16 protein-coding genes and 2 pseudogenes are annotated in these 21,547 nt (G+C 40.5%); 15 read left to right on the top strand and 3 right to left on the bottom strand.

Annotation, left to right across the window (positions count from 1 at the left end):
• Positions 1-141: 141 nt before the first annotated feature.
• From CER18_RS04580 to CER18_RS10030, 9 genes are all read left to right on the top strand, one after another.
• On the top strand, positions 142-2,349 hold the full coding sequence (locus CER18_RS04580; RefSeq protein ID WP_280951570.1) for a primosomal protein N': 2,208 nt from the start codon (positions 142-144) through the stop codon (positions 2,347-2,349).
• Positions 2,350-3,342: 993 nt separating this feature from the next.
• Positions 3,343-3,927 (top strand): ATP synthase F1 subunit delta, encoded by a 585-nt coding sequence (atpH, locus tag CER18_RS04575; protein ID WP_100128898.1) that lies wholly within the window; start codon positions 3,343-3,345, stop codon positions 3,925-3,927.
• Positions 3,927-5,462 (top strand): F0F1 ATP synthase subunit alpha, encoded by a 1,536-nt coding sequence (gene atpA / locus CER18_RS04570; protein ID WP_100128897.1) that lies wholly within the window; start codon positions 3,927-3,929, stop codon positions 5,460-5,462. Before atpH ends, atpA begins: the two co-directional genes overlap by 1 nt.
• Positions 5,463-5,482: 20 nt before the next feature.
• Positions 5,483-6,409 carry a F0F1 ATP synthase subunit gamma gene (locus CER18_RS04565; RefSeq protein ID WP_100128896.1) on the top strand — a complete coding sequence of 309 codons (927 nt, stop codon included), beginning with the start codon at positions 5,483-5,485 and terminating at the stop codon, positions 6,407-6,409.
• Positions 6,410-6,428: 19 nt separating this feature from the next.
• Positions 6,429-8,036: a F0F1 ATP synthase subunit beta gene (atpD, locus tag CER18_RS04560; protein WP_100128895.1), complete on the top strand. Its 1,608-nt coding sequence runs from the start codon at positions 6,429-6,431 to the stop codon at positions 8,034-8,036.
• Positions 8,037-8,163: 127 nt separating this feature from the next.
• Entirely contained in the window at positions 8,164-8,580 is a 417-nt protein-coding gene (gene atpC, locus CER18_RS04555) for an ATP synthase F1 subunit epsilon (RefSeq protein WP_100128894.1), read from the top strand.
• 23 nt (positions 8,581-8,603) lie between these two features.
• A complete protein-coding gene (locus CER18_RS04550; RefSeq protein WP_100128893.1) occupies positions 8,604-10,235 on the top strand; it encodes an MFS transporter in 1,632 nt (543 codons plus the stop codon).
• Positions 10,236-10,259: 24 nt separating this feature from the next.
• Positions 10,260-11,267: an HlyD family secretion protein gene (locus CER18_RS04545; protein WP_100128892.1), complete on the top strand. Its 1,008-nt coding sequence runs from the start codon at positions 10,260-10,262 to the stop codon at positions 11,265-11,267.
• Positions 11,268-11,532: 265 nt separating this feature from the next.
• A complete protein-coding gene (locus tag CER18_RS10030; protein WP_180299387.1) occupies positions 11,533-11,700 on the top strand; it encodes a hypothetical protein in 168 nt (55 codons plus the stop codon).
• A 165-nt stretch (positions 11,701-11,865) separates the two neighbouring features.
• Here CER18_RS10030 and CER18_RS04540 read toward each other — a convergent pair whose 3' ends face one another.
• A complete protein-coding gene (locus CER18_RS04540) occupies positions 11,866-12,153 on the bottom strand; it encodes a hypothetical protein (protein ID WP_100128891.1) in 288 nt (95 codons plus the stop codon).
• A gap of 936 nt (positions 12,154-13,089) precedes the next feature.
• Between CER18_RS04540 and ispG the strand changes: the two genes are divergently transcribed.
• Both ispG and CER18_RS04520 read left to right on the top strand, forming a co-directional pair.
• Positions 13,090-14,331, top strand: coding sequence for a flavodoxin-dependent (E)-4-hydroxy-3-methylbut-2-enyl-diphosphate synthase (gene ispG, locus CER18_RS04530; RefSeq protein ID WP_100128889.1), 1,242 nt, complete (start codon positions 13,090-13,092; stop codon positions 14,329-14,331).
• Between the two features lie 851 nt (positions 14,332-15,182).
• Positions 15,183-16,349 carry an MFS transporter gene (locus CER18_RS04520; protein ID WP_100128887.1) on the top strand — a complete coding sequence of 389 codons (1,167 nt, stop codon included), beginning with the start codon at positions 15,183-15,185 and terminating at the stop codon, positions 16,347-16,349.
• Positions 16,350-16,987: 638 nt separating this feature from the next.
• Here the strand turns inward: CER18_RS04520 and CER18_RS04515 are convergent.
• Positions 16,988-17,893: a polyprenyl synthetase family protein gene (locus CER18_RS04515; protein ID WP_100128886.1), complete on the bottom strand. Its 906-nt coding sequence runs from the start codon at positions 17,891-17,893 to the stop codon at positions 16,988-16,990.
• Positions 17,894-18,324: 431 nt separating this feature from the next.
• On the opposite strand from CER18_RS04515, the gene rpmF (CER18_RS04510) reads away from it, so the two are divergent.
• The 4 genes and pseudogenes from rpmF (CER18_RS04510) to rpmF (CER18_RS10450) all read left to right on the top strand — a co-directional run.
• Positions 18,325-18,504, top strand: a complete 180-nt coding sequence (gene rpmF, locus CER18_RS04510; RefSeq protein ID WP_005774555.1) for a 50S ribosomal protein L32 — start codon at positions 18,325-18,327, stop codon at positions 18,502-18,504.
• A gap of 18 nt (positions 18,505-18,522) precedes the next feature.
• Positions 18,523-18,669: pseudogene (gene rpmF / locus CER18_RS10460) on the top strand (50S ribosomal protein L32); the annotation flags it as partial.
• Positions 18,661-18,897: a 50S ribosomal protein L32 gene (gene rpmF / locus CER18_RS10455; protein WP_432417133.1), complete on the top strand. Its 237-nt coding sequence runs from the start codon at positions 18,661-18,663 to the stop codon at positions 18,895-18,897. The pseudogene rpmF (CER18_RS10460) and the gene rpmF (CER18_RS10455), both read left to right, overlap by 9 nt.
• Positions 18,873-19,004, top strand: a pseudogene (rpmF, locus tag CER18_RS10450) (50S ribosomal protein L32); the annotation flags it as partial. The gene rpmF (CER18_RS10455) and the pseudogene rpmF (CER18_RS10450), both read left to right, overlap by 25 nt.
• Before the next feature lie 1,749 nt (positions 19,005-20,753).
• On the opposite strand, the gene CER18_RS04495 reads toward rpmF (CER18_RS10450), so the two are convergent.
• The gene (locus CER18_RS04495) at positions 20,754-21,338 is read right to left on the bottom strand and encodes a CarD family transcriptional regulator (protein ID WP_012232472.1); all 585 of its coding nucleotides are present in this window, start codon (positions 21,336-21,338) and stop codon (positions 20,754-20,756) included.
• Positions 21,339-21,547: the final 209 nt, after the last annotated feature.

Below are 21,547 nucleotides of genomic sequence, written 5' to 3'. Positions count from 1 at the left end.
GTATTGTCGTAAAGAGAGTGATTGAATCCCGCAGTACGTTTTATAGCAGTAAGTTTTATAAGGGTGTTTAAAGATAAGGTGTAGACCCGTTGGTGCTCAAGAGGATCTTAGATAAGGGGGGATTGTAGATTGGTTAAAAAGATGAATTCAAACATGATAGAGGAGAAGGTTGTCTCTGTCTTGGTTCCTCTTCCTGTTGCGCATGCTTATAGTTATAAAGTTCCGTCTTCTATGGAGGTGGAAATTGGTTCTTTTGTTCGTGTTCCTGTTATGGGGCGTGAGCTTTGCGGTTTTGTTGTAGATGTTGGAGAGCAGGCAAAGGATGGGCAAAAGTCTGCTTTGGTGGCGCGTGAAAAATTACGCTCTGTGCTTCATGTTTTTGATTGTCCCCCATTAAAGGTGGAAATGATTACATTTTTGCGGTTTGTGAGTCGTTATACGATGACGCCTTTTGGTCTTGTTGCACGATTGGTTTTGTCTGTACCGGCTGCTTTAGAGCCGGAAGCGCAGATGCTGGGACTGCGTTATTGTGGGGGAGATGTGGAACGTCTCACACCAGCCCGCTTACGGGTTTTGGAATTGGTGCGCAATGAGAAAATATGGACACGTTCTGGTCTTGCGCATGCGGCTGGAACTTCTGTTGCTGTTGTTGAAGGCTTAAAAGCGCTAGGAATTTTTGAAGAGGTTAAGGTTCCTGCTCCTGATCTTGTGGGCATGCCTGATCCTGACTTTTGTCCTCCTCAGTTGCAGGGCGCACAAAATGAGGCAGCAACATTGTTGCGGGAAGGGGTTTTGTCTTCTCAGTTTCAAGTTTTTTTGCTGGATGGTGTTACGGGTTCAGGAAAGACAGAAGTTTATTTTGAAGCAGTTGCTCAAGCTTTCAAAGGGGGTAGCCAAGTTTTAATTTTATTGCCGGAAATTGCTTTAACACAGCAGTTTTTAGATCGTTTTTATGCACGCTTTGGCGCTGCGGCAGCAGAATGGCATTCTGATTTGACACCACGTCGTAGAGAACGCGTCTGGCGACAAGTTGCAGAAGGGCGGGTGCGTGTCGTTGCGGGGGCTCGTTCGGCACTTTTTCTTCCCTTCCACGCGCTTGGCTTGATTGTTGTCGATGAAGAGCATGATAGCGCTTATAAACAAGAAGAGCGCATTTTTTATCATGCGCGTGATATGGCGGTTGCACGAGGCTCTTTTGAGCATTTTCCTGTTATTTTATCCTCAGCGACACCGTCGATTGAAAGCCAAGCTAATGTTTTAAAAGGGCGTTATCAAAAGGTACATTTACCCTCTCGCTTTAAAGAAGTAGCCCTTCCACAGTTGCGGGTAATTGATATGCGCCAAGGAGGTGTGCAAAAGGGACGCTTTATTTCCTTTGCCCTTGAAAGGGCTTTAAAACAAACGCTTGAGAAAGGCGAGCAGGCGCTGCTTTTTCTTAATCGCCGTGGTTATGCGCCTTTAACTTTATGCCGAGTTTGCGGACATCGCTTTCATTGTACCGATTGTTCAAGTTGGTTGGTTGAACATCGCGCACAAGGGCAATTGAAATGTCATCATTGTGGCTATCATCAACCCCTTCCAGAAGCCTGTCCTGAATGCGGGACATTAGACCATCTCGTGGCTTGTGGACCGGGTGTGGAAAGAATTGCAGAAGAAACACAAGGGCTTTTTCCGCAGGCGCGATCATTGATTCTTTCAACAGATCTCAAAGGGGGGATTGGGCAGTTACGAAGCGAATTGCAAGCCATTGCCAATGGTGATGTGGACATTATTATTGGGACACAGTTGGTCGCTAAAGGACATCATTTCCCCAAGCTTTCTCTGGTGGGGGTTATTGATGCTGATCTTGGTCTTGCTAATGGGGATTTACGTGCGAGTGAACGTACCTTTCAGCTGCTTTCTCAAGTGACAGGAAGAGCAGGGCGGGTAGGATTGGAAAGTTTAGGATTATTGCAAACCTATCAACCCGATCATCCGGTCATAAAAGCCTTGCTTTCATGCCAACCAGAAGAATTTTATACACGTGAGATTGCAGCCCGCCAACATTATCATTTGCCGCCCTATGGGCGACTTGCCTCTTTGATTGTATCGGCACAACAGCGTCAAGCCGCAGAATATTATGCGCGGGCACTCCGTCAAGCTGCGCCACGGGAAAAAAATATTTCGGTTATGGGCCCCGCAGAGGCACCTTTGGCTCTGGTTCGGGGGCGTTATCGTTTTCGGCTTTTACTGCAAGGTCAGCGCTCTTTTGATATTCAAGGGTTTATTCGTACAATGCTTAGCAATAGCCCCAAAATGCCTAGTTCCGTTCGGGTTCAAATTGATATTGATCCGCAAAGCTTTTTTTAACGATCAATTTTCTCTCTCAAGTGACTGGAAGAGCAGGACAGATAGGATTAGAAAGTTTAGGACTCTTGCAAACCTATCAACTAGGTCATCCGGATAAAAGCCTTCCTTTCATGCCAACCAGAAGATTTTTACACACGTGAGATTGCAGCATGTCCGTATTATCATGTGTTTGTCTATGGGTGTCTTGCCTCTTTAATTGTTTCTGTACAACCGCGTTAGCCGCAGAACCTTATTCGTGGACATTTCGTCAAGCTGCACTGTGGGGAAAAATATTCCGGTTATGGGAGCAACAAAGACATCTCTCCTATTAGTTCAACATATTGATTTATTAATAGTTTTCACTTTTTGCATGTTGCAGGTGGGGAGATTCTTGTGGCGTAAAACTGTAAAAAAAGGCATGCCTCTTATGAAAAATTTCCGGCGTCAAGGGGTTGTTGCAACATCGAGGTCGTGTGTGAGGGTGCTGGTTTGTTCTGATCAAATGTAAAGGTGGTGGTGATCAATGAGGATCTTATGATCGCATTCATGGGTGTTTTCGCGAAATGGAGATACCTCTTTTGTTATTTCCATTCTTATTTTTTTATTATTTCGTTGAAATAAAAGATTTTTGCACTTGCAGTTGCTTCTCGCTAAAGCTTTTGTGGGGATAAGAAGGGTGATCTTTAAAGGAGAACCATTTTTGTGATGGAAAGAGCACTTGAAACAAAATTAAAAAGCATGAATTTTTTTCACAGAATATCAAAGAAGCATAAAAAAAATCATGATGTGCTCTTGGAGATCTAAAAAAATCCTTTTCAAAAATATTTTGAATATTTTATTTAAAATTTTTAAAAAGCAGCGATTTGTGGTGTTGCGAGTCGGCTATGTCTATGCTAGAAACCGAATGGTTTTTGTTCGAGGTTTTAAGAAGAAGATTCTTAAGATTGAGAATATCTGTTTCATTATCATCTGATAACTATCAGAGAGTCGCTCAAGGGAAAGAGGCGGTATTTCGTGTCGGATTCATTTTCTCTCATACCGCTGCCATTGGTAGATCAACGCTATGCGCAAGCGCTTTTTAATTGCGCCCAAGAAGCAGGAAACGTTGAAAAGATTGAAAAGGCAGTGGAGGATTTCTTGCTTGTCTTAGAGCAAAATGAAGATTTAAAATACTTCGTGCTCAGCCCATTCTTTTCAGTCAAAGAGCAAATTAAGGTGATGCAATCTGTTTGTGAAAACATCAAATTTGCTGATAAAGAAGCAGGGCAGATTGTTGGTAATTTTTTACGCGTTATTGCTGCAAACCGTAGGCTTAGTGCCATATTTGGTATTCTCCATGCCTTTCAGCGTTGCGTTGCACGCGCTCGTAGGCAAGTTACTGCACAAATTGTTTCTGTGCGCCCACTGAATTCTCAACAAAAACAAGAGTTGTGTGAAACTTTGGAAGGTATTGTTGGGGGAAAAGTTTTGCTACACATTATTGTGGATCCAACAATTCTTGGTGGATTAATCATTCGTGTCGGGACGTCTCAAATTGATACGTCTCTTCTAACAAAATTGTCTTCGCTTAAGCTTGCATTGAAAAAAGAGGTCAGCTGATGGATATTAGACCATCTGAAATTTCAAAAATTCTAAAAGAGCAAATCAAAAACTTTGACCAAAAGGCTGAGGTTTCAGAAATTGGTTGGGTTCTCTCTGTGGGGGATGGTATCGCTCGCGTTTATGGTTTGGATAATGTTCAAGCTGGGGAAATGGTTGCTTTTCCAAATGGTGTGCGCGGGATGGCGCTTAATTTGGAAGTTGATAATGTTGGTGTGGTCATTTTTGGCTCAGATCGCGATATTCGTGAAGGGGATTGTGTAAAGCGATTGGGGGCTATTGTGGATGTCCCTGTGGGACCTGCTTTGCTCGGGCGTGTGGTTGATGCACTTGGAAATCCTATAGATGGGAAGGGACCTCTTAAGGAGACAGAACGTCGTCGTGTCGATGTTAAGGCGCCAGGGATTATTCCGCGTCAGTCTGTTCATGAACCAATGTCGACCGGATTAAAAGCAATTGATGCGCTCATCCCTATTGGGCGGGGACAGCGTGAATTGGTGATTGGTGATCGCCAAACAGGAAAAACAGCGATTTTGCTCGATACATTTTTAAACCAAAAACCTTTTCATGAAAAAGGGGCTGGACGAGAGCAGGACAAAGTTTATTGTATTTATGTGGCGATTGGTCAAAAACGTTCGACGGTGGCACAATTCGTTAAAGTTTTAGAGGAACGCGGGGCACTCGAATATTCTATTATTGTTGCGGCAACCGCTTCTGATCCTGCTCCCTTGCAATTTATTGCACCTCTTGCTGGATGCGCTATGGGGGAATATTTCCGTGATAATGGGCAGCATGCTTTGATCGGTTATGATGACCTGTCAAAACAAGCGGTGGCATATCGTCAAATGTCTCTTTTGTTGCGTCGTCCTCCTGGTCGTGAAGCTTATCCGGGAGATGTTTTCTATCTGCATTCGCGTCTTTTAGAGCGGGCTGCAAAGCTGAATGCGGAAAATGGATCGGGGTCGTTGACAGCTTTGCCTGTCATTGAAACGCAAGCAAATGATGTGTCGGCTTATATTCCTACAAATGTGATTTCGATTACCGATGGGCAAATTTTCTTGGAAACCAATTTGTTTTATCAAGGTATTCGTCCTGCTGTGAATGTTGGTCTTTCTGTTTCGCGTGTTGGTTCGGCAGCGCAAATTAAGGCAATGAAACAGGTTGCCGGCTCAATTAAAGGTGAATTGGCGCAATATCGTGAAATGGCAGCTTTTGCACAGTTTGGCTCTGATTTGGATGCATCAACCCAGCGTCTTTTGAATCGGGGAGCACGCTTGACAGAGCTTTTAAAGCAGCCACAATTTTCTCCCCTTAAAACAGAAGAACAGGTGGTGGTTATTTTCGCGGGTGTGAATGGCTATCTTGATGCTTTGGCGGTTTCTGATGTTGCACGGTTTGAGCAGGGGCTTTTGGTGCTTTTGCGGAGTGATTATCAAGATCTCTTAAAAGCAATTGCTGAGCAAAAGCAGATAACAGATGAATTGAAAGATAAATTGATCACTGTTCTTAACACTTATGCGAAAAATTTTTCGTGATGAATTGATGGAATGCTTGAATGGCCTCATTAAAGGATCTTAGAGACCGTATCGCTTCGGTTAAAGCAACACAGAAAATTACCAAAGCTATGCAGATGGTTGCGGCAGCGAGGTTGCATCGTGCGCAAGAGGTGGCACAATCGGCGCGCCCTTATGCTAAGAGGATGGCAGATATTTTAACCAGTGTTGCGGCTGATGTGGATGGTGTTGATGCACCGGCTCTTATGCGGGGTAGCGGGCGTGATGATGTGCATCTCTTGGTGGTCTGTACGGCTGAGCGCGGTTTATGTGGTGCTTTTAATGTGCAAATCGCTCGTCATGCGCGTGAGCAGATTAAAGCACTGTTGGCCGCTGGTAAAATTGTGAAAATTATCACTGTGGGCAAAAAGGGTGCGGATATTTTATCGCGTGATTACAAAAGTTTGATGATTGATCACATTGATTTACATGCTGTAAAGCGAATTGGTTTTGCAGAGGCGGTGGTGATTAGTCAACGCATTGTTGATTTGTTCAATGAAGGCGCTTTTGATGTCTGTACGTTGTTTTATTCTGAATTTGTTTCCGTGATTAATCAACGCCCAACAGCTTTTGGCTTAATTCCCATGGGGGCTCCAAAAGCAGCTGTTGAAGCAACAGATGTTGTGGAACAAAAAGAGATAAGCAGAGATTTACAATCAATTGTTCATGAGGCGATTGTTTATGAGTATGAGCCTGATGCTGCTTCTCTTTTAGAGGCGCTTGTGCCACGTAATCTTTCAGTGCAAATCTTTCGGGCTTTACTCGAAAATGTTGCTGGTGAAATGGGCGCAAAGATGACAGCTATGGATAATGCATCGCGCAATGCCGGTGAAATGATTAATAAATTGACGGTGGCTTATAATCGTCAACGTCAGGCACAAATTACGACAGAATTGATCGAAATTATTGCGGGCGCTGAAGCGCTTTAAATGGAAAAGGTAAGGATTGATGGCAAAAGCAGTAACCTCAAGCAAAGGAGCAGAAAAAGGTGAAAAAAAGAAACCAGCTGCTCGTTCCGGTGTGAAAAAAGACGCTTCGAAATCTCAAGTGGATGTGAAGACTTCATCTGCGTCTACCCGTAGTGCCGCTAAAGATACATCGGTGAAAAAAGAAGAGCGTGCAAAAGGCGCGGTTGGTGAGATCAAGCAGGTTATTGGTGCTGTCGTTGATGTGCAATTTGAAGGGGCATTACCAAATATTCTCAATGCTTTGGAGACAGAGAATTTAGGCAATCGCTTGGTGTTAGAAGTTGCGCAGCATTTGGGTGAAAATACCGTGCGTACGATTGCGATGGATACCACCGATGGTCTGATGCGGGGCCAAAAGGTTGTGGATACAGGGGCACAAATTAGTGTTCCTGTAGGAGAAGCAACTTTGGGGCGTATTATGAATGTGATTGGAGAGCCGGTGGATAACGTGGGTCCAATCGCTTCAACCAAAACACGTTCTATTCACAAAGAGGCGCCTGAATATGTTGAGCAATCAACCGTTTCAGAGATTCTGGTTACGGGTATTAAGGTTGTGGATTTGTTAGCTCCTTATTCTAAAGGGGGTAAAATTGGCTTGTTTGGTGGTGCTGGTGTTGGAAAAACCGTTCTCATTATGGAGCTTATCAACAATATTGCAAAAGCACATGGGGGCTATTCTGTCTTTGCTGGTGTGGGAGAACGGACACGTGAGGGAAATGATCTTTATTACGAAATGATCGAAAGCGGCGTGAATGTGAATCCAAAAGAGAATAATGGTTCAACAGAAGGGTCAAAATGTGCGCTTGTTTATGGGCAAATGAATGAACCACCAGGAGCCCGTGCGCGTGTTGCTCTTTCAGGGTTGACCATTGCAGAAAGCTTCCGTGATGAGGGACAGGATGTTCTGTTCTTTGTGGATAATATTTTCCGTTTCACACAAGCAGGGGCTGAGGTGTCTGCTCTTTTAGGACGTATTCCTTCTGCTGTGGGGTACCAACCTACTTTGGCAACGGATATGGGTGCTTTGCAAGAACGTATTACCAGCACAAAAACAGGTTCTATTACTTCCGTTCAGGCGATTTATGTTCCAGCTGATGACTTGACAGATCCGGCGCCGGCAACATCTTTTGCCCATTTGGATGCAACAACCGTTCTTTCGCGCTCGATTGCGGAAAAGGGAATTTATCCGGCGGTTGATCCGCTTGATTCTTTCTCGCGTATGTTGGATCCATTGATTGTCGGGGAAGAGCATTATACGGTTGCTTGTCAAGTGCAAACCATTTTACAACGCTATAGAGCGCTTCAAGATATTATTGCTATTCTTGGGATGGATGAGCTTTCTGAAGATGATAAATTGTTGGTGGGACGGGCGCGTAAAATTGAACGTTTCCTTTCGCAACCTTTCCATGTGGCGGAAGCCTTTACTGGTTCGCCGGGGAAACTTGTTCCTTTGGAAGATACAATCAAAGGCTTTAAAGGTCTTTGTGCAGGCGATTATGATGATTTGCCAGAAGCTGCCTTTTATATGGTTGGTTCGATTGATGAAGCCCTTGAAAAAGGAAAACGTCTCATGGCAGAGGCTTCTTGAATTAGAAGCTTCTTACTTGAAGAGAAATCTGTCATGAATATTTGTTCTTGAAAAGGGCAAGTTGTTGAAAAAGATAAGGTGTTAAGGAGGGCGGAGGGTCCTTCTATCGGGTGTTGTGGAGACTTTTGTGGAAAACAATAGAGAAAAGCGTTTTTTGTTTGAGCTTGTGTCGCCTGAAAAGATTGTGTTTTCAGAGCAGGTGGTGTCTGTTGTTCTTCCTTCAGCTTCAGGTTCTTTGACCGTTATGGCACATCATGCACCACTGGTGGCAAGCATTGTGTTGGGGAGTGTTCGTGTTCGCACCGCTGCGGGAGAAAAGTTATTTGCTGTTTGCGGTGGTGTTGCAAATATTACTTTTTCGGGCTGCTCTTTATTGGTAGAGCATGTTGTAGCTGTTGAACATCTTTCTTTTGATGCATTAGAACAGCAGATTTTGCAGGTTCAAGCGACGTTAAAGGGGGGAACGAATGATGAGGACAATCCTAAAATCGAGGCTTTTTTCCAGCAATTGTCATCTGATGGTTCTTTGTTGATAGAAGCGTAGCAGGGTATACAGGAAAAGGTGACATGAGCGGAAAAAAGAGTACGGTTGTGTCTGCCAAAAGGGGCGGAAAACCCTTTCCTCGTCCGGGTCGTGTTTTTGCAGGGCCTTTGCCGAAATGTTTTGTTTATATTTTTGCTTCTCTTATTTTGCAATGGGCTTATGGCTTAGGGGCCAATATTGTTCAGTCTAATATTGTCCATTTGACCGGTGATTTTCATGCAACTTTGGCTGAGACGACATGGTTGGTTGCAGCCTATATGGCGCCAAATGTCAGTGTGGCGATTATGTTGATCAAAATCCGCTATCAATTTGGATTGCGTGCTTTTGCTGAACTATCAATCCTTGGCTTCGTTTTGGTTTGTGTGTTGCAGCTCTTTGTGACCGATTTGCGTTCTGCGCTGATTATTCGTTTTTTTGCTGGGATTGCGGCTGCACCTTTGGCTTCGCTTGCATTGCTTTATATGATGGAGGCTTTTGCTCCAGCAAAGAAGTTTACTGTTGGTCTTAGTTTGAATTATATGAATGCGGCTTTAGCAGCACCTTTATCCCGTTTGATTTCTCCTGATTTATTGGAAAATGGTGGCTTTTCCAGTCTTTCTGCTCTGGAAATGGGCTTGGTGCTTATCAGTTTGGTTTGTATCTATACTTTGCCTCTTACACCCGTTGTCCGCAGCAAAGTTATTCAAAAGTTAGATTGGATAAGCTATGGTTTGATTGCTCTGGGGCTGGGGCTTAATGCCGTGATTATGTCTGTTGGCATATTGTATTGGTGGTATGAAGCGCCATGGATTGGTTGGGGGCTCGCACTTGCTATTTTCTCTTTGGCTATTGCTATTATGATTGAGCTTAATAGAGAAAAACCGTTGATTGATCTGCGTTGGATTTTCAGTAAAGAAGTGATTCAATCTGTTTTTATTTTATTTATCTTTCATGTTTTCTTGTTAGAAAGGTCAAGTTTGCCTGTAGGTTTTTTTAATCTTTTTGGTTTGCTTAATCGTGAAATGGCACCTATGTATTTTGCGGTGATATTGGGGACTCTGTTAGGGGGGGCTGTTTGTGTGTTTTTTTTACGGGCCGGGCGTGAGGATTATTTTTATTTGTTATCTTTGGCGTGTTTGGCACTTGGTGCTTATTTAGATAGTCGTGTCAATCATTTAACGCGTCCGCAAGATATGATGTTGAGCCAAGGACTGGTGAGTTTTAGTTATGCACTTTTTTTGCCTCCTGCTCTTTTTAAAGGATTTGTGATCGCTGGTGAGCGAGGGCCACGTTATGTTTTGAGTTTTATTGCTGTTTTTTTGCTAACGCAAGTAACAGGGGGGTTGATGGGATCGGCTTTTTTTGGCAGCCTACAGTTTTATTTTGCCCATAAGAACTTTGAGTCCTTAACACAAAATATTGTTGTGACTGATCCGCTTATTTCTGGCGAAATGAATACTTTATTTTCGCCTTCTTATGGTGCTTCTGTTCCCCATGGCTTTGGAAGTGAGCAGGGAACTTCTCTGTTGATAGAGAAATTTAAGTTAACAGCAAATATTTTTGCCTATGATGACGTTTTTCGGCTTTATTTTTACATTTCAATGGTTGTATTTGTTGTTTTTCTTGTCACAATGGTTGTTAAGTCATGCTCTGTGCGTGCATTAGAAAAAAAGTAATGTCATAGAAGAGGGGTGCAAAAAATGATAAAAGCATTACGATCAAAAGCTACGATTGTTGCATTCCTGTCGGGTATTACGGGTGTTTTGCTGATTTTGTGGGCTTGGAGACTGCCTCCTTTTGTGAGTAACATTCAAATAACGGATAATGCTTCCATTAAGGGCAATGTGACTCTGGTTAGCTCACAGATTTCTGGGGTGATCGCACGGATTTATGTGCAAGATTATCAACGCGTTGAAAAAGGAATGCTGCTCTTTGAGCTTGATGATTCTCTTTTGCGTCAGCAACTTGCACGAGCACAGGCTGTTCTCGATTCAAAAAATGCCAAATTGGCTAGTATTGAATTGCAGGCTCAGATTTTACAGGGAGAAGTTAATGCGGCAGAAGCAGAATTAGCCCGTTCACGAGCATTTTCCAATGGTGCTTCTGAGAGTAAAAAATTAGGTTTTAGTGATGCAGTAAATTCTGTTTCTCGTCCTCTTTCACAACTCTTGGGGGCATTGGAAACAAAACGACAACTGCAAAGACAATTAAATCTTGAACGGCAAAGTTTACAGTCAGAAGTTGCGGAAGCAAAGGTGAGTGTTGAATTGGCAAAACTTAATCTCGATCACACAAAGATTCTATCACCTCGAACAGGCTATATTGGATTGGTTGGCGCTAGGGTAGGACAATATGTTATGCCGGGGACGCAATTGGTCTCTGTGATTTCTGATGATATTTGGATTATTGCTAATTATAAAGAAACGCAACTTTCTCAGATGCGTGTGGGACAACCGGTTGTTTTTTCTGTTGATGCATTGGACAACAAAAAGTTAACAGGACGTGTGGTTCGTTTTGCGCCAGCGACGGGCTCAGAGTTTTCATTGTTAAAAACGGATACAACAATTGGTAATTTTATCAAAATTGCACAACGTATTTCAGTACGGATTGCTTTAGATCCTGGTCAGGAAGGGATCGAAAAGCTCATTCCTGGGATGTCTGTGGTTACGTATGTGGATACTTCGCAGCGGGTCGATTCTGGAGGATAAAATTTTGGGTTTTTTGAGTTTAATTTTTATACCGTTTTCTTATAGTAAGTGGGTGTTTACGTTAGAAGATTTTGTTTGGTTTGTTATGATCCATTTCTCAAAATTGTTAAAACACTTATTTGTCATGATGTAAAATAATATTCTAAAGCACATTCAAGCACATGCCTCTTTAATCCTTCCATTTTTTTTGAAATAACCCGATACAAGGAGGATGATAAGGTGCCTGCTTATAATCTCTCGCAACAGCGTTCTTTGAGGGGTGGTAATGTGGAGAGTAGGTGACTTGATAAAAAATTGGATGTTTACAGACTGGTGGCTTGCGAGGGATATTGAAGCAATATTGAGGGTAGAGTTTGCTTGTCGTCTCTCACAACGCTGTTTTTTAAGATACGGTGCTATGACTGCAATGTATGACAGCGATCTCGCTCGATGAAAAGCTGGATGAAATAGTGCTGGTGGGATAGAAAATGTATCCTTTGGAAGGGATGAGGGGCGTAAAGTTAGAGGGAAAACGGATAAGTAGTGTGCTTTATCAGTGATGAAAAAAATGCCCGACTCAAAGCGGGCATTAAATTAAATAAGGGGCAAGTTGTTGATGTTAGTAATTCTTGCGGATTAGCAAGAAACTTGCCAAAACGACTCCTGCAGCTAATGCGAGGGTTTTTTTAGGGTGTTCTTTCGCTTTTTTCTTTAATTCTGTTGCATGTTCGTTGAGGTGGTAAAGTGCGTGACGACCTTTTTGTTTCCATGTGCTAAACAGCTCAGAAATGTTTTCAAAGCTGTCATTTTGAGAACTCAAATGGTTTACGGGGACCAGCTCTCTTTTTAATTGTGCAATACGCTTTTTGATTTTAGCATTTTTAGCGTTGGTTGAAAATAGATACATCTTCTGTAGACTCCTTCATGTGTTAAATTGTTGCATGATCGTTGGAATTGTGTTTGGGGTGTTGCTATAACGGCTTAAAATTTGAAAGGTTGCATTGATTTTATGCGGCTTGAGGCGGACTATGTTGCTTGGAGCAATTATGCGGCTTGGGGGTGAAGTGAAAATTTAAGCGTTTGGGTTTAATGATGGATACGGGCTTGCGTTCATTTCATGATGATGGGAGTGAAGGATATAAGGTAAAAGTTCCTGCAAAGAATAATCCCCTGAAAAGAATAATCCCTTGTGAAGGTTCTCAAGTGAAGGCTATCAAGCTCGTTGTGCATCCTCATCTTTATTGCATACAGGTATCAAGCTGGTCGTTTCATTTTCTTGTGCTTATTTTAAAGTGTTGTGATCGCTTTTGAAGACAGTTCTTCCAAGAATTTTCACTTGTTTTCGTTTTTATCTCCATGGTGGCTGGTGATCTATAAGAGGCATAGCTTTGATTGATGATGAATAGATTTGAAGTGAGAGAGACTTACGATGTTTAGGTTTTTAATTCAAATTTGTAAAATAAATGATTATAAATCAATATGTTGTCTTAATTTTGCTGGTATATTCCATGTATTTTTTTAAATTGTTCTTCAATGATGTTGATATAAGGTATAGGTGTGCCAACTTAAAAATACAGTTTTGTCTTTGTCTGATTTTAGTTTCTTTTTGAAGAAACCAAGTGTAAAAGTATAAGCGTGAACAGGAGTGGTGGGATTTAATCCGAGGCATTTGTGAAATGAATCTCTCTTATGGACTGAATTGCGTTAGGGGGTAACGGGTGAAATTTAAAGCAATCTGTTAAGATTTGTGGGCGGTGTCGTTTTCGTCTTTGTCTTTTGAGACGTGGAGGGGGGCGGGGTAAATGATGATTGATAGTGCAGGTTTTAAAAATTTGAGGACTTGATGAGCACGACCTATTCTTTGTCGAAACCTCTTGAGCGTCGTCGCTGTGTTGGTGTTGCTGTTGGTAATGTGATGGTTGGAGGGCAGAGCCCTGTTGTTGTACAATCAATGACCAATACAGATACCGCTGATGTTGATGCAACCGTTTCTCAAGTGGCTGCTCTTTGGCAAGCGGGTTCACAATTGGTTCGGATTACTGTTGATCGTGATGAAGCAGCTGCTGCTGTACCAAAAATACGGGAACGATTGGAAAGATTAGGTTTTTTTGTCCCATTGGTTGGGGATTTTCATTATATCGGCCATAAGCTTTTATCAGAGCATCCAGCATGTGCTGAGGCACTTGCAAAATATCGCATCAATCCTGGAAATGTAGGTTTTGGTGCAAAAAAAGATCGTCAATTTGCAGAAATTATTGAGATTGCTTGTCGGTATCATAAACCTATTCGCATTGGTGTGAATTGGGGATCTCTTGATAACGCGTTGTTGACACAGCTTATGAATGAAAATGCACAGAAGGAGAATCCCTTATCTGTGGCTGAAGTGATGCGAGAAACTGTTGTGCAGTCAGCTTTGCTTTCGGCGGCTTTAGCTGAAGAGTTGGGATTAGGACGGGATAAAATTATTCTTTCTGCTAAAGTGAGTGATGTTCAAGATCTCATTGCTGTCTATATTGCCTTGGCAGAACGTTGTGATTATGCTCTCCATTTGGGCTTAACGGAAGCAGGGATGGGAACAAAGGGGGTTGTGGCTTCTTCAGTGGCTTTGGGTATTTTATTACAGCAAGGTATTGGCGATACGATACGAATTTCATTAACGCCTGAACCTGGGGGTGATCGAACACGAGAAGTAAAAGTGGGGCAGGAACTTTTACAAGTGATGGGGTTTCGGCAATTTCTCCCCGTGGTTGCAGCTTGTCCTGGATGTGGGCGTACAACTTCAACGGTCTTTCAGCAATTGGCGCAAAAAATTGAAGCGGATTTACATAAAAATATGCCCGTTTGGCGTGAAAAATATCCTGGGGTTGAAAGTTTAAAGGTGGCAGTGATGGGGTGTATCGTCAATGGACCAGGGGAATCAAAACATGCGGATATTGGAATTTCATTGCCTGGCGTAGGGGAAACTCCAGCGGCACCTGTGTTTATTGAAGGACAAAAGGTAAAAACTTTGCGGGGTGATCACATTGCTGAAGAATTCGAAGGGCTTTTGAGTGATTATATTCATAAACGCTTTGGACAAGGTTAAACAATTGTACAAGGTTGAAGTAAAGAGGATGCGTTGTTTTAAAGAAAAGTCTCTTAACCCCCATTTCTCAATAGCGTTTATGAATGCTAGAATGGTAAAGTCTTCGTGAAGTGTATAAAACTATAGAGCCCCCCTCATCTTTTAAGTTTAATAAAAAAGCAAGTCGGCAGCCATGGTAAGCTTCAGCTTCCATACCGTCCTTAATACTTGAAAGAGCTCATAAGAGGCATTTTTACTCCATACTTTGATTATTTTTTATTCCATATGGGATTATTTTATTCCACATCCACATGGAGTGCTTGTGGTGTGGAAAATGTGACGTGGAAAAGATTTTGATGCAACATAAACAGCTTTGGAATGAAAAAAACCTACAATATTCAGGATGCTCATTCGATATGCAAAATAATGAACACTTTTTGTAAATCCATTCTATTGTTGTTATATACTGCTTTGGCTAGGGTGAAAGCTACAGGACTGCTTATGATCTCAAGGAAAATCAGCTGTTATGCCTGTTATCAAAAGTCTATGATCGATATCGATGTGTTTGAGTTTGTTAAGAATATTAAGCAAAACTCTATGAATAGTTTGATAGATCCATAACTATTGTTGCTGGTTCTTGGGCGGTTCTTGAAGCAGTGAAATATTTAACAGATTTTGATAAATGTCCAATTATAGAAAAATCATGATTCATTCATTCTTCCGATATTTTTAGGCATGTTTCTGGATATCAAATTGATAGGACTGAAGATCTGTACGGTGGCTATGGCTCCATTTGTTGTAAAATGTAAGCTTTTATATTGATCTAAAATGCTGTATACGAGTACCTTTTTTGGGCGTTATTGGGGGAATGCATGACCAATATATTAGCCTTTGGCTTTTTATTTAACGGTATAAGAATTTTAACAGGCGCCTTTATTGCTTTTTATATGCTTGAAAAAGGCTTAACGCTTATTGATATTGGGATCATCAAGTCATTTCAGGCTTTTATTATGATGGTTACCGATATTCCTCTGGGATATTTTGCTGATCGAAAAAGTTATAAAATATCGATCGTCTTGGCAGCGGCTTTTGCTGCTACATGGCTCTTTCTTATGGGCGTTTCTACAAGCTTTTATGGTTTTCTTTTGGCTGAATCTTTTAATGCCTTGTCACTGACATTGATTGCGGGGGCTTATAATGCTTTACTTGTGCAATATGCAAAAGCAAAATTGACATCGACTAAAAAGGTGCTGGGATTAAGTTCTCAATATAATTACGTTGGCATGTTTATATTTAGTTTAATTGGTGCCTATTTTGCTGATTATTCGAGCCAATATATATGGTATATCGCGGCATTTTTAATGTTGATGACAACACTTTTTGGTTTGTTTTTTCTTGATGACCTCAAGGGACAGAGAAAACCAAATCATGGAAATTTTCTTCAGGCAAATTCTCTCATTTGTGAAGCTAAAGAGATGGTCTCTATTTTTGTTAAAGTTCCTTATATCTCTTTATGCTTTTATTTTTCATTGATTTTTTTCAATATATTTTCGCAATATTGGCAGTGGATCTTTAAAGATCATAATATTAATGTTACTTATTTTGATCTTGGTGTAACATTTTCACTGATCTTGCTCTCGCAACTTCTGGCTAGTTTTCTTTTTACAAAACTTAGCGAGACAATAAATTTTATTTTATTGCTGTTTCTTTCGGTTTCTATGATTTTTACAGTCGCTTTTTTCGAACCAAGAAAAGAAATTGCTGTCATTTTAGTCTGTATAATTTTTTATCTCATTAAGTATACCTATCTTCGTGTGGAAGTTATTCTCCATGATCGTATTAGCGATCATTTCAGGGCTACATACGAGTCTTTCTTGTCAACTGTTGGAAGATTTAGTCTCTTGGTGCTTTTTTACATGAGTGCATCTATGGTTAATAGGTTTGGCTTTTTCTCACTCGTTTATATTTTTGCTATTTATTTATTGATTTACTTGTTTGCAGTATTTTTTTTAGAAGGAACGCGCAAAAAAGCTCAGTGAGAACCGTAACTTATTATGATTACACGTGTTTTATGGCGTGTTATAGCGCGTCAAGTTTTGTTTGTTGAGTTCTTATGTCAGTGAACAAGACAATAGCCATAAGCGCTTGCTTTAAGAATCAGGGATGTTTACAAATTGGCATTGGCAGCTATCTCTTTTCTCTTTGAAATGTGGGGAGCAAATCAAATTGCATTATTCTATAGTACAATAAGGATTACTCTTTTTATTACAAGAATCATTCTCTGTTTAATTTTTTGATGCAATGAATTGAATAAATACGATAAAAAGCCTGACAAATTAAAGGACGACAGTGGTGATTATTAAACTGAAGTTATTCCGTATTTTTGTAAAAGCGGTTCTGTTTTTCAAAAGAGCAAACCGGTACTATCGTTTATGTCCCTAGTGATTGGGTTCTAGCTTTTGGTACTTATTCTTTGGCATTCTTCATGCAAAATAGGATATCCATAATGCGCTTTTTTTAATGCAACCCTTCTTAAGGCTTGTCACATCCATTTAATGATGGGACCAGCAATATACTGTGGATCAATGATAAGTTTTTTTGAAAAATCTCTTGGATATTTAACAAAGAGGACTGCGTACGATATGGACAATAGGGCGGGATGTAAGGGTGGATGACGTTAATGTTTGCGTGTTGCACTAAAGCGCGCGGCTTGTAGAAGGGGCAGAGCTTTGGCATCATCAAAAGGGTGTAAGAGGGCTTCTGCTTTTGTGATGAGCGCATCGCGCTTTTTTTGGGTTTCTTCAATGCCATAAAGACGAACAAAAGTTGCCTTTTGTGCCGTTTCATCTTTCCCTGCGGTTTTGCCTAGAGTTTGCGTGTTGGCGGTGACATCAAGAAGATCATCAGTTAATTGAAAGGCTAAACCAAGATAGGTTCCAAAAGACGTCAACTTTGTCGATAATTCTTGGGAAGCATTGCCAATGATGGCGCCTGCTTGGCAAGCAAAGCTTATTAAGGCTGCTGTTTTCATGCGTTGTAGTGTGATGATGTCAGTACTCTCTTGTGGTTTTTTTTCAGCTTCAAGATCCAGCATTTGTCCCCCTAGCATACCACCAAGCCCAGCTGATTGTGCAAGAGCTGTGATCAATTTTATTCTCATATCCCTAGACAGTGTAGCAGCTTTATGGGCAATGATTTCAAAGGCAAAAGTCAAGAGGGCATTGCCGGCTAGAATTGCTGTTGCTTCATCAAATTCTATGTGGACGGTGGGTTTTCCGCGCCGGAGTGTATCGTTATCCATGGCTGGAAGATCATCGTGAATGAGCGAATAACAGTGAACACATTCTAAGGCACATGCAACATCAAGAGAATATTCTAGAGGAATATCAAAAAGTGCAGCACTTTGAATCACAAGAAAAGGACGCAGGCGCTTTCCACCGTTCAGAACCCCATAGCGCATGGCTTTGATTAAGTTTTCAGGGCGTGAAATTTCACCATTTTGGATGTGATCACTTAACAGTGTGTTAAGCCGTCTTTCAACGCTTTGGCCATGCTTTGCAAGAAGGGTGGTAAATTCGTGCATTCTTGCTTCCTTTGTTTTTAAAAAAATAAAATTATGAAGTTTAAAGAGAGAAGTTGTTGCTTTTTCTTATTCTCATCAATTGGCGTAGGTTTTTTTATTAAAAATCAATTTCTCTTCGTTATTATGCATCTCTCTACTGTATGCGTAAATCCCTTTTAAAGCCAAATAAAAATTAAATATTCATCTTATGAAAATGTTTTCATTGGTGTATAAAGTGCACAAACTTCGCAGTGCGTTTAATATTTACTTAGGTATTGTGATACCATTTTTGATAAAAGGAAGGTCATTTTTGGGAAGAGGAGGATCATTTTGACATTGCCTCTTCTTCTTTATCAGTGTATAAGACTCTCAAATTTTATGGTGTTTTTAAATAAAGCATTGTCATTTTTGGCATTGCTTTTTCTGTTTTAATGGATTTGGAGTGTCTTTTTATGGCTGTACCTAAACGAAAAACCTCTCCAGCGAAGAGGGGCATGCGCCGTTCGGCTGATGCTCTGAAAGCGCCGACTTATATCGAGGATAAAAATTCTGGAGAGTTGCGTCGCCCTCATCACATTGATCTGAAAACAGGAATGTACCGTGGACGTTCCGTTTTAGTGGTTAAGGACTGAGCGTTTTACCTCTCTTTTGCGCGGAGGGGCATGTGCTGTTTGGCTGATGCTCTGAAAGCGCCGACTTATATCGAGGATAAAAATTCTGGAGAGTTGCGTCGCCCTCATCACATTGATCTGAAAACAGGAATGTACGGTGGACGTTCCGTTTTAGGGATTAAGACTTTAGCATTTTGCCTCTCTTTTGCGAAGAGGGGTATGTGCTGTTTGGCTGATGCTCTGAAAGCGCCGACTTATATCGAGGATAAAAATTCTGGAGAGTTGCGTCGCCCTCATTACATTGATCTGAAAACAGGAATGTACGGTGGACGTTCCGTTTTAGGGGGTAAGACTTTAGCATTTTGCCTCTCTTTTTTGCGCGGAGGGGTATGTGCTGTTTGGCTGATGCTCTGAAAGCGCCGACTTATATCAAGGATAAAAATTCTGGAGAGTTGCGTCGCCCTCATCACATTGATCTGAAAACTGGAATGTATGGTGGAGGTTCTGTTTTAGGGATTAAGACTTTAGCATTTTACCTCTCTTTTGTGATGGTAGGCTTTTTGGCTTCATCTGAGAATGCGCGGGGTCATGTGTTTTCTGCCTTTCCTTGAATAAAGGGTAAGGTTTTACTGTAGACAAAGTGATTCTATTAAGGCGATGATTTTCTTGTTTTATTGAGAGACGATAAAGGGCTACTTGTGTGCAGAGTCTTTTATAATGACGTCGTCAAGGGCTTGGATATCGATATAAATTCGTGCAGGCATGGATTATTTTTCTTAAAAATATTTTTAAACAGCTGTTTTCTAGAGAAGGTAAAAGGAAAGTATAAAAATAATCAATGCTGTCATAAAATGTAAAACTGTCTATCCTATCTATATCGCATTTTATTCTATACTTTAAGGTGAGATCTATTTCTTGCTCTATGAGATCATAAAATATCGTATTGAGGATAATTAACTTAAGACTTTTAAATATTCCGTTGTTTTTTATGAGAATATTTAAGTCAATGGTTTATCCATAGAGTTTATAGTGTAACATACGTTTCTCAGTAAAAGAATGGTGATTTATATCTATATAATATTGATTTATAAAGATTATTAATTGTTTTTTTAAAAAAGTATTTGATCAAAAGCGGGTATATCTTTCTCATTCATTGCTGGTATGGTTGTAACCTTATGACGTTTTTTTCCTTCACAGAGCGTGTGCTTTTTCTGCTGCTTGTAAATCAGCATCCAGCCCCTAACGTCGTAACATGTGTGAGAAACGAACAAGCGCTGCTGTATGAGCTGTTGTATGCTAAATCGGGGTTGAGGGTATTGGTATATTTCTGTTTGTGTAATTTCTGAAATAAGAAGGCAGCTTTATTGGGGAAGAATATAAAAACCGTAAAGGTGCAAACCAACTTTCATTTTTATCATCATTTTTAATTCAGTTTTACGGTTTTCAAAAGCATCTATGGCAATGTTTTTTAAAAAATTGGATCTTACATTTTATTTCATGTTTTTTTATCGTTCTTTTATGGGATCACAATCATCATGTAAAATAAAACGCTTCAGAATATAATTGTGTTGTACATTCACGCATTTTTAAAAAACAAGAACCCCTCTCAATGTACTTTTCAGTCCATTTCGCGATGATACTTCGTGAAGGGTATAACGATAAAGTCTTAGACAATAATATAAAATTTATTGCCCTTCTCTTTAAATTTCATATTTAAATTTCATAAAAGTGCAAGCCAGTATCGTTATACACTTTGCCAGTTCGCAATGTTTTAAGAGCCAAGGGCTGTTGAAAAGGTCCATAAGAGGCATGCCTTTTTTGTAAAGTTTTTACTTATATGATTTTTCTACTCGTCGTGGATAAGCGAGCGTTTTTAATTTATTCAACATGGAATGTTGGGAACGAAAGAATTTTACGATATTCAGGGGATAATTTAATATGAAAATTCCATAAATTATCTTTATAAATCAATCTATTGAATTAGATGGGATCTGTAAAGAAGTCATTTTAATGATTTAATGTGAGAGAATCTTCCTATATCCAGCCTTATGATTGAAGATAAAAAATGATGATGTATTATGATGATTCATCAATGCGTTGGCTATGAAGTAAAGCACATGAGGCGGCGGCGGGGTAGAATTTGTTGAAAAGTTAGATTGCTTATGGGTGCTTTAAAAAACTTTATCCTTGAAAGTGCAGAGGATGATAAAAAAATAAAACCAGCAAAGAGCTGGTTTTATCAAAATATTCTGTTTTTATGAAAGAATGTATTATGCAGCGTAAACAGCTTTGCTGTTTTCAACGGTTTCTTCTCTCTCAGTTTTAAATTCACGTTTTGGTTTGTTGGAAAGATGCATCTCTATGAGATTAATCGCTTCTGTTTCAGAAAGGCTATTGATAACCGCAATTTCGCGGGCCATTCTTTCAAGAGCAGCGGTATAAAGTTGACGCTCAGAGTAGGATTGTTCAGGCTGTAGGTTAGAGCGAAAAAGATCACGGACAACTTCAGCGATACAAATAAGATCTCCAGAGTTGATTTTAGCATCATATTCTTGAGCACGGCGTGACCACATGGTTCGCTTAACACGTGCTTTTCCACGTAAGACTTTTAAAGCACGTTCGACGGAATCACCAGCAGATAATTTACGCATTCCAACAGAAAGGGCTTTTGCAATGGGGACTTTGACATCCATTTTATCTTTCGCAAAATGAATAACAAAAAGCTTTAATTTATGTCCTGCAACTTCTTGATCTTCAATCGCTATAATTTGTCCTACTCCATGCGTAGGGTAGACGATATATTCAGAGGTTGCAAATTCTTTAGTCTTGGAAGACGTTCCATGTTGGGATGCCATAATTCTAGTTTACTCCCTTATGATCAACAAATGCATCGGAAAACAGGTTATAAACCTGAGGGTTGAGTTTTCTTTCACAAAGTATATTGTACCAATTAAGTGAGCATAAAAGCCGAGTACTTTTAAATCCAAAAAAAATACATTGCTTTACTAAAAAAAGCAAAGAAAAATACTTAGAAAGATGATCATGTTAGAATAACACTAACATC

Source organism: Bartonella tribocorum, assembly GCF_002777915.1.
GTDB classification, from domain to species: Bacteria; Pseudomonadota; Alphaproteobacteria; order Rhizobiales; family Rhizobiaceae; genus Bartonella; species Bartonella tribocorum_A.
Note: the sequence above shows the minus strand (reverse complement) of the source record. Positions and strands in the feature narration are given on the sequence as shown.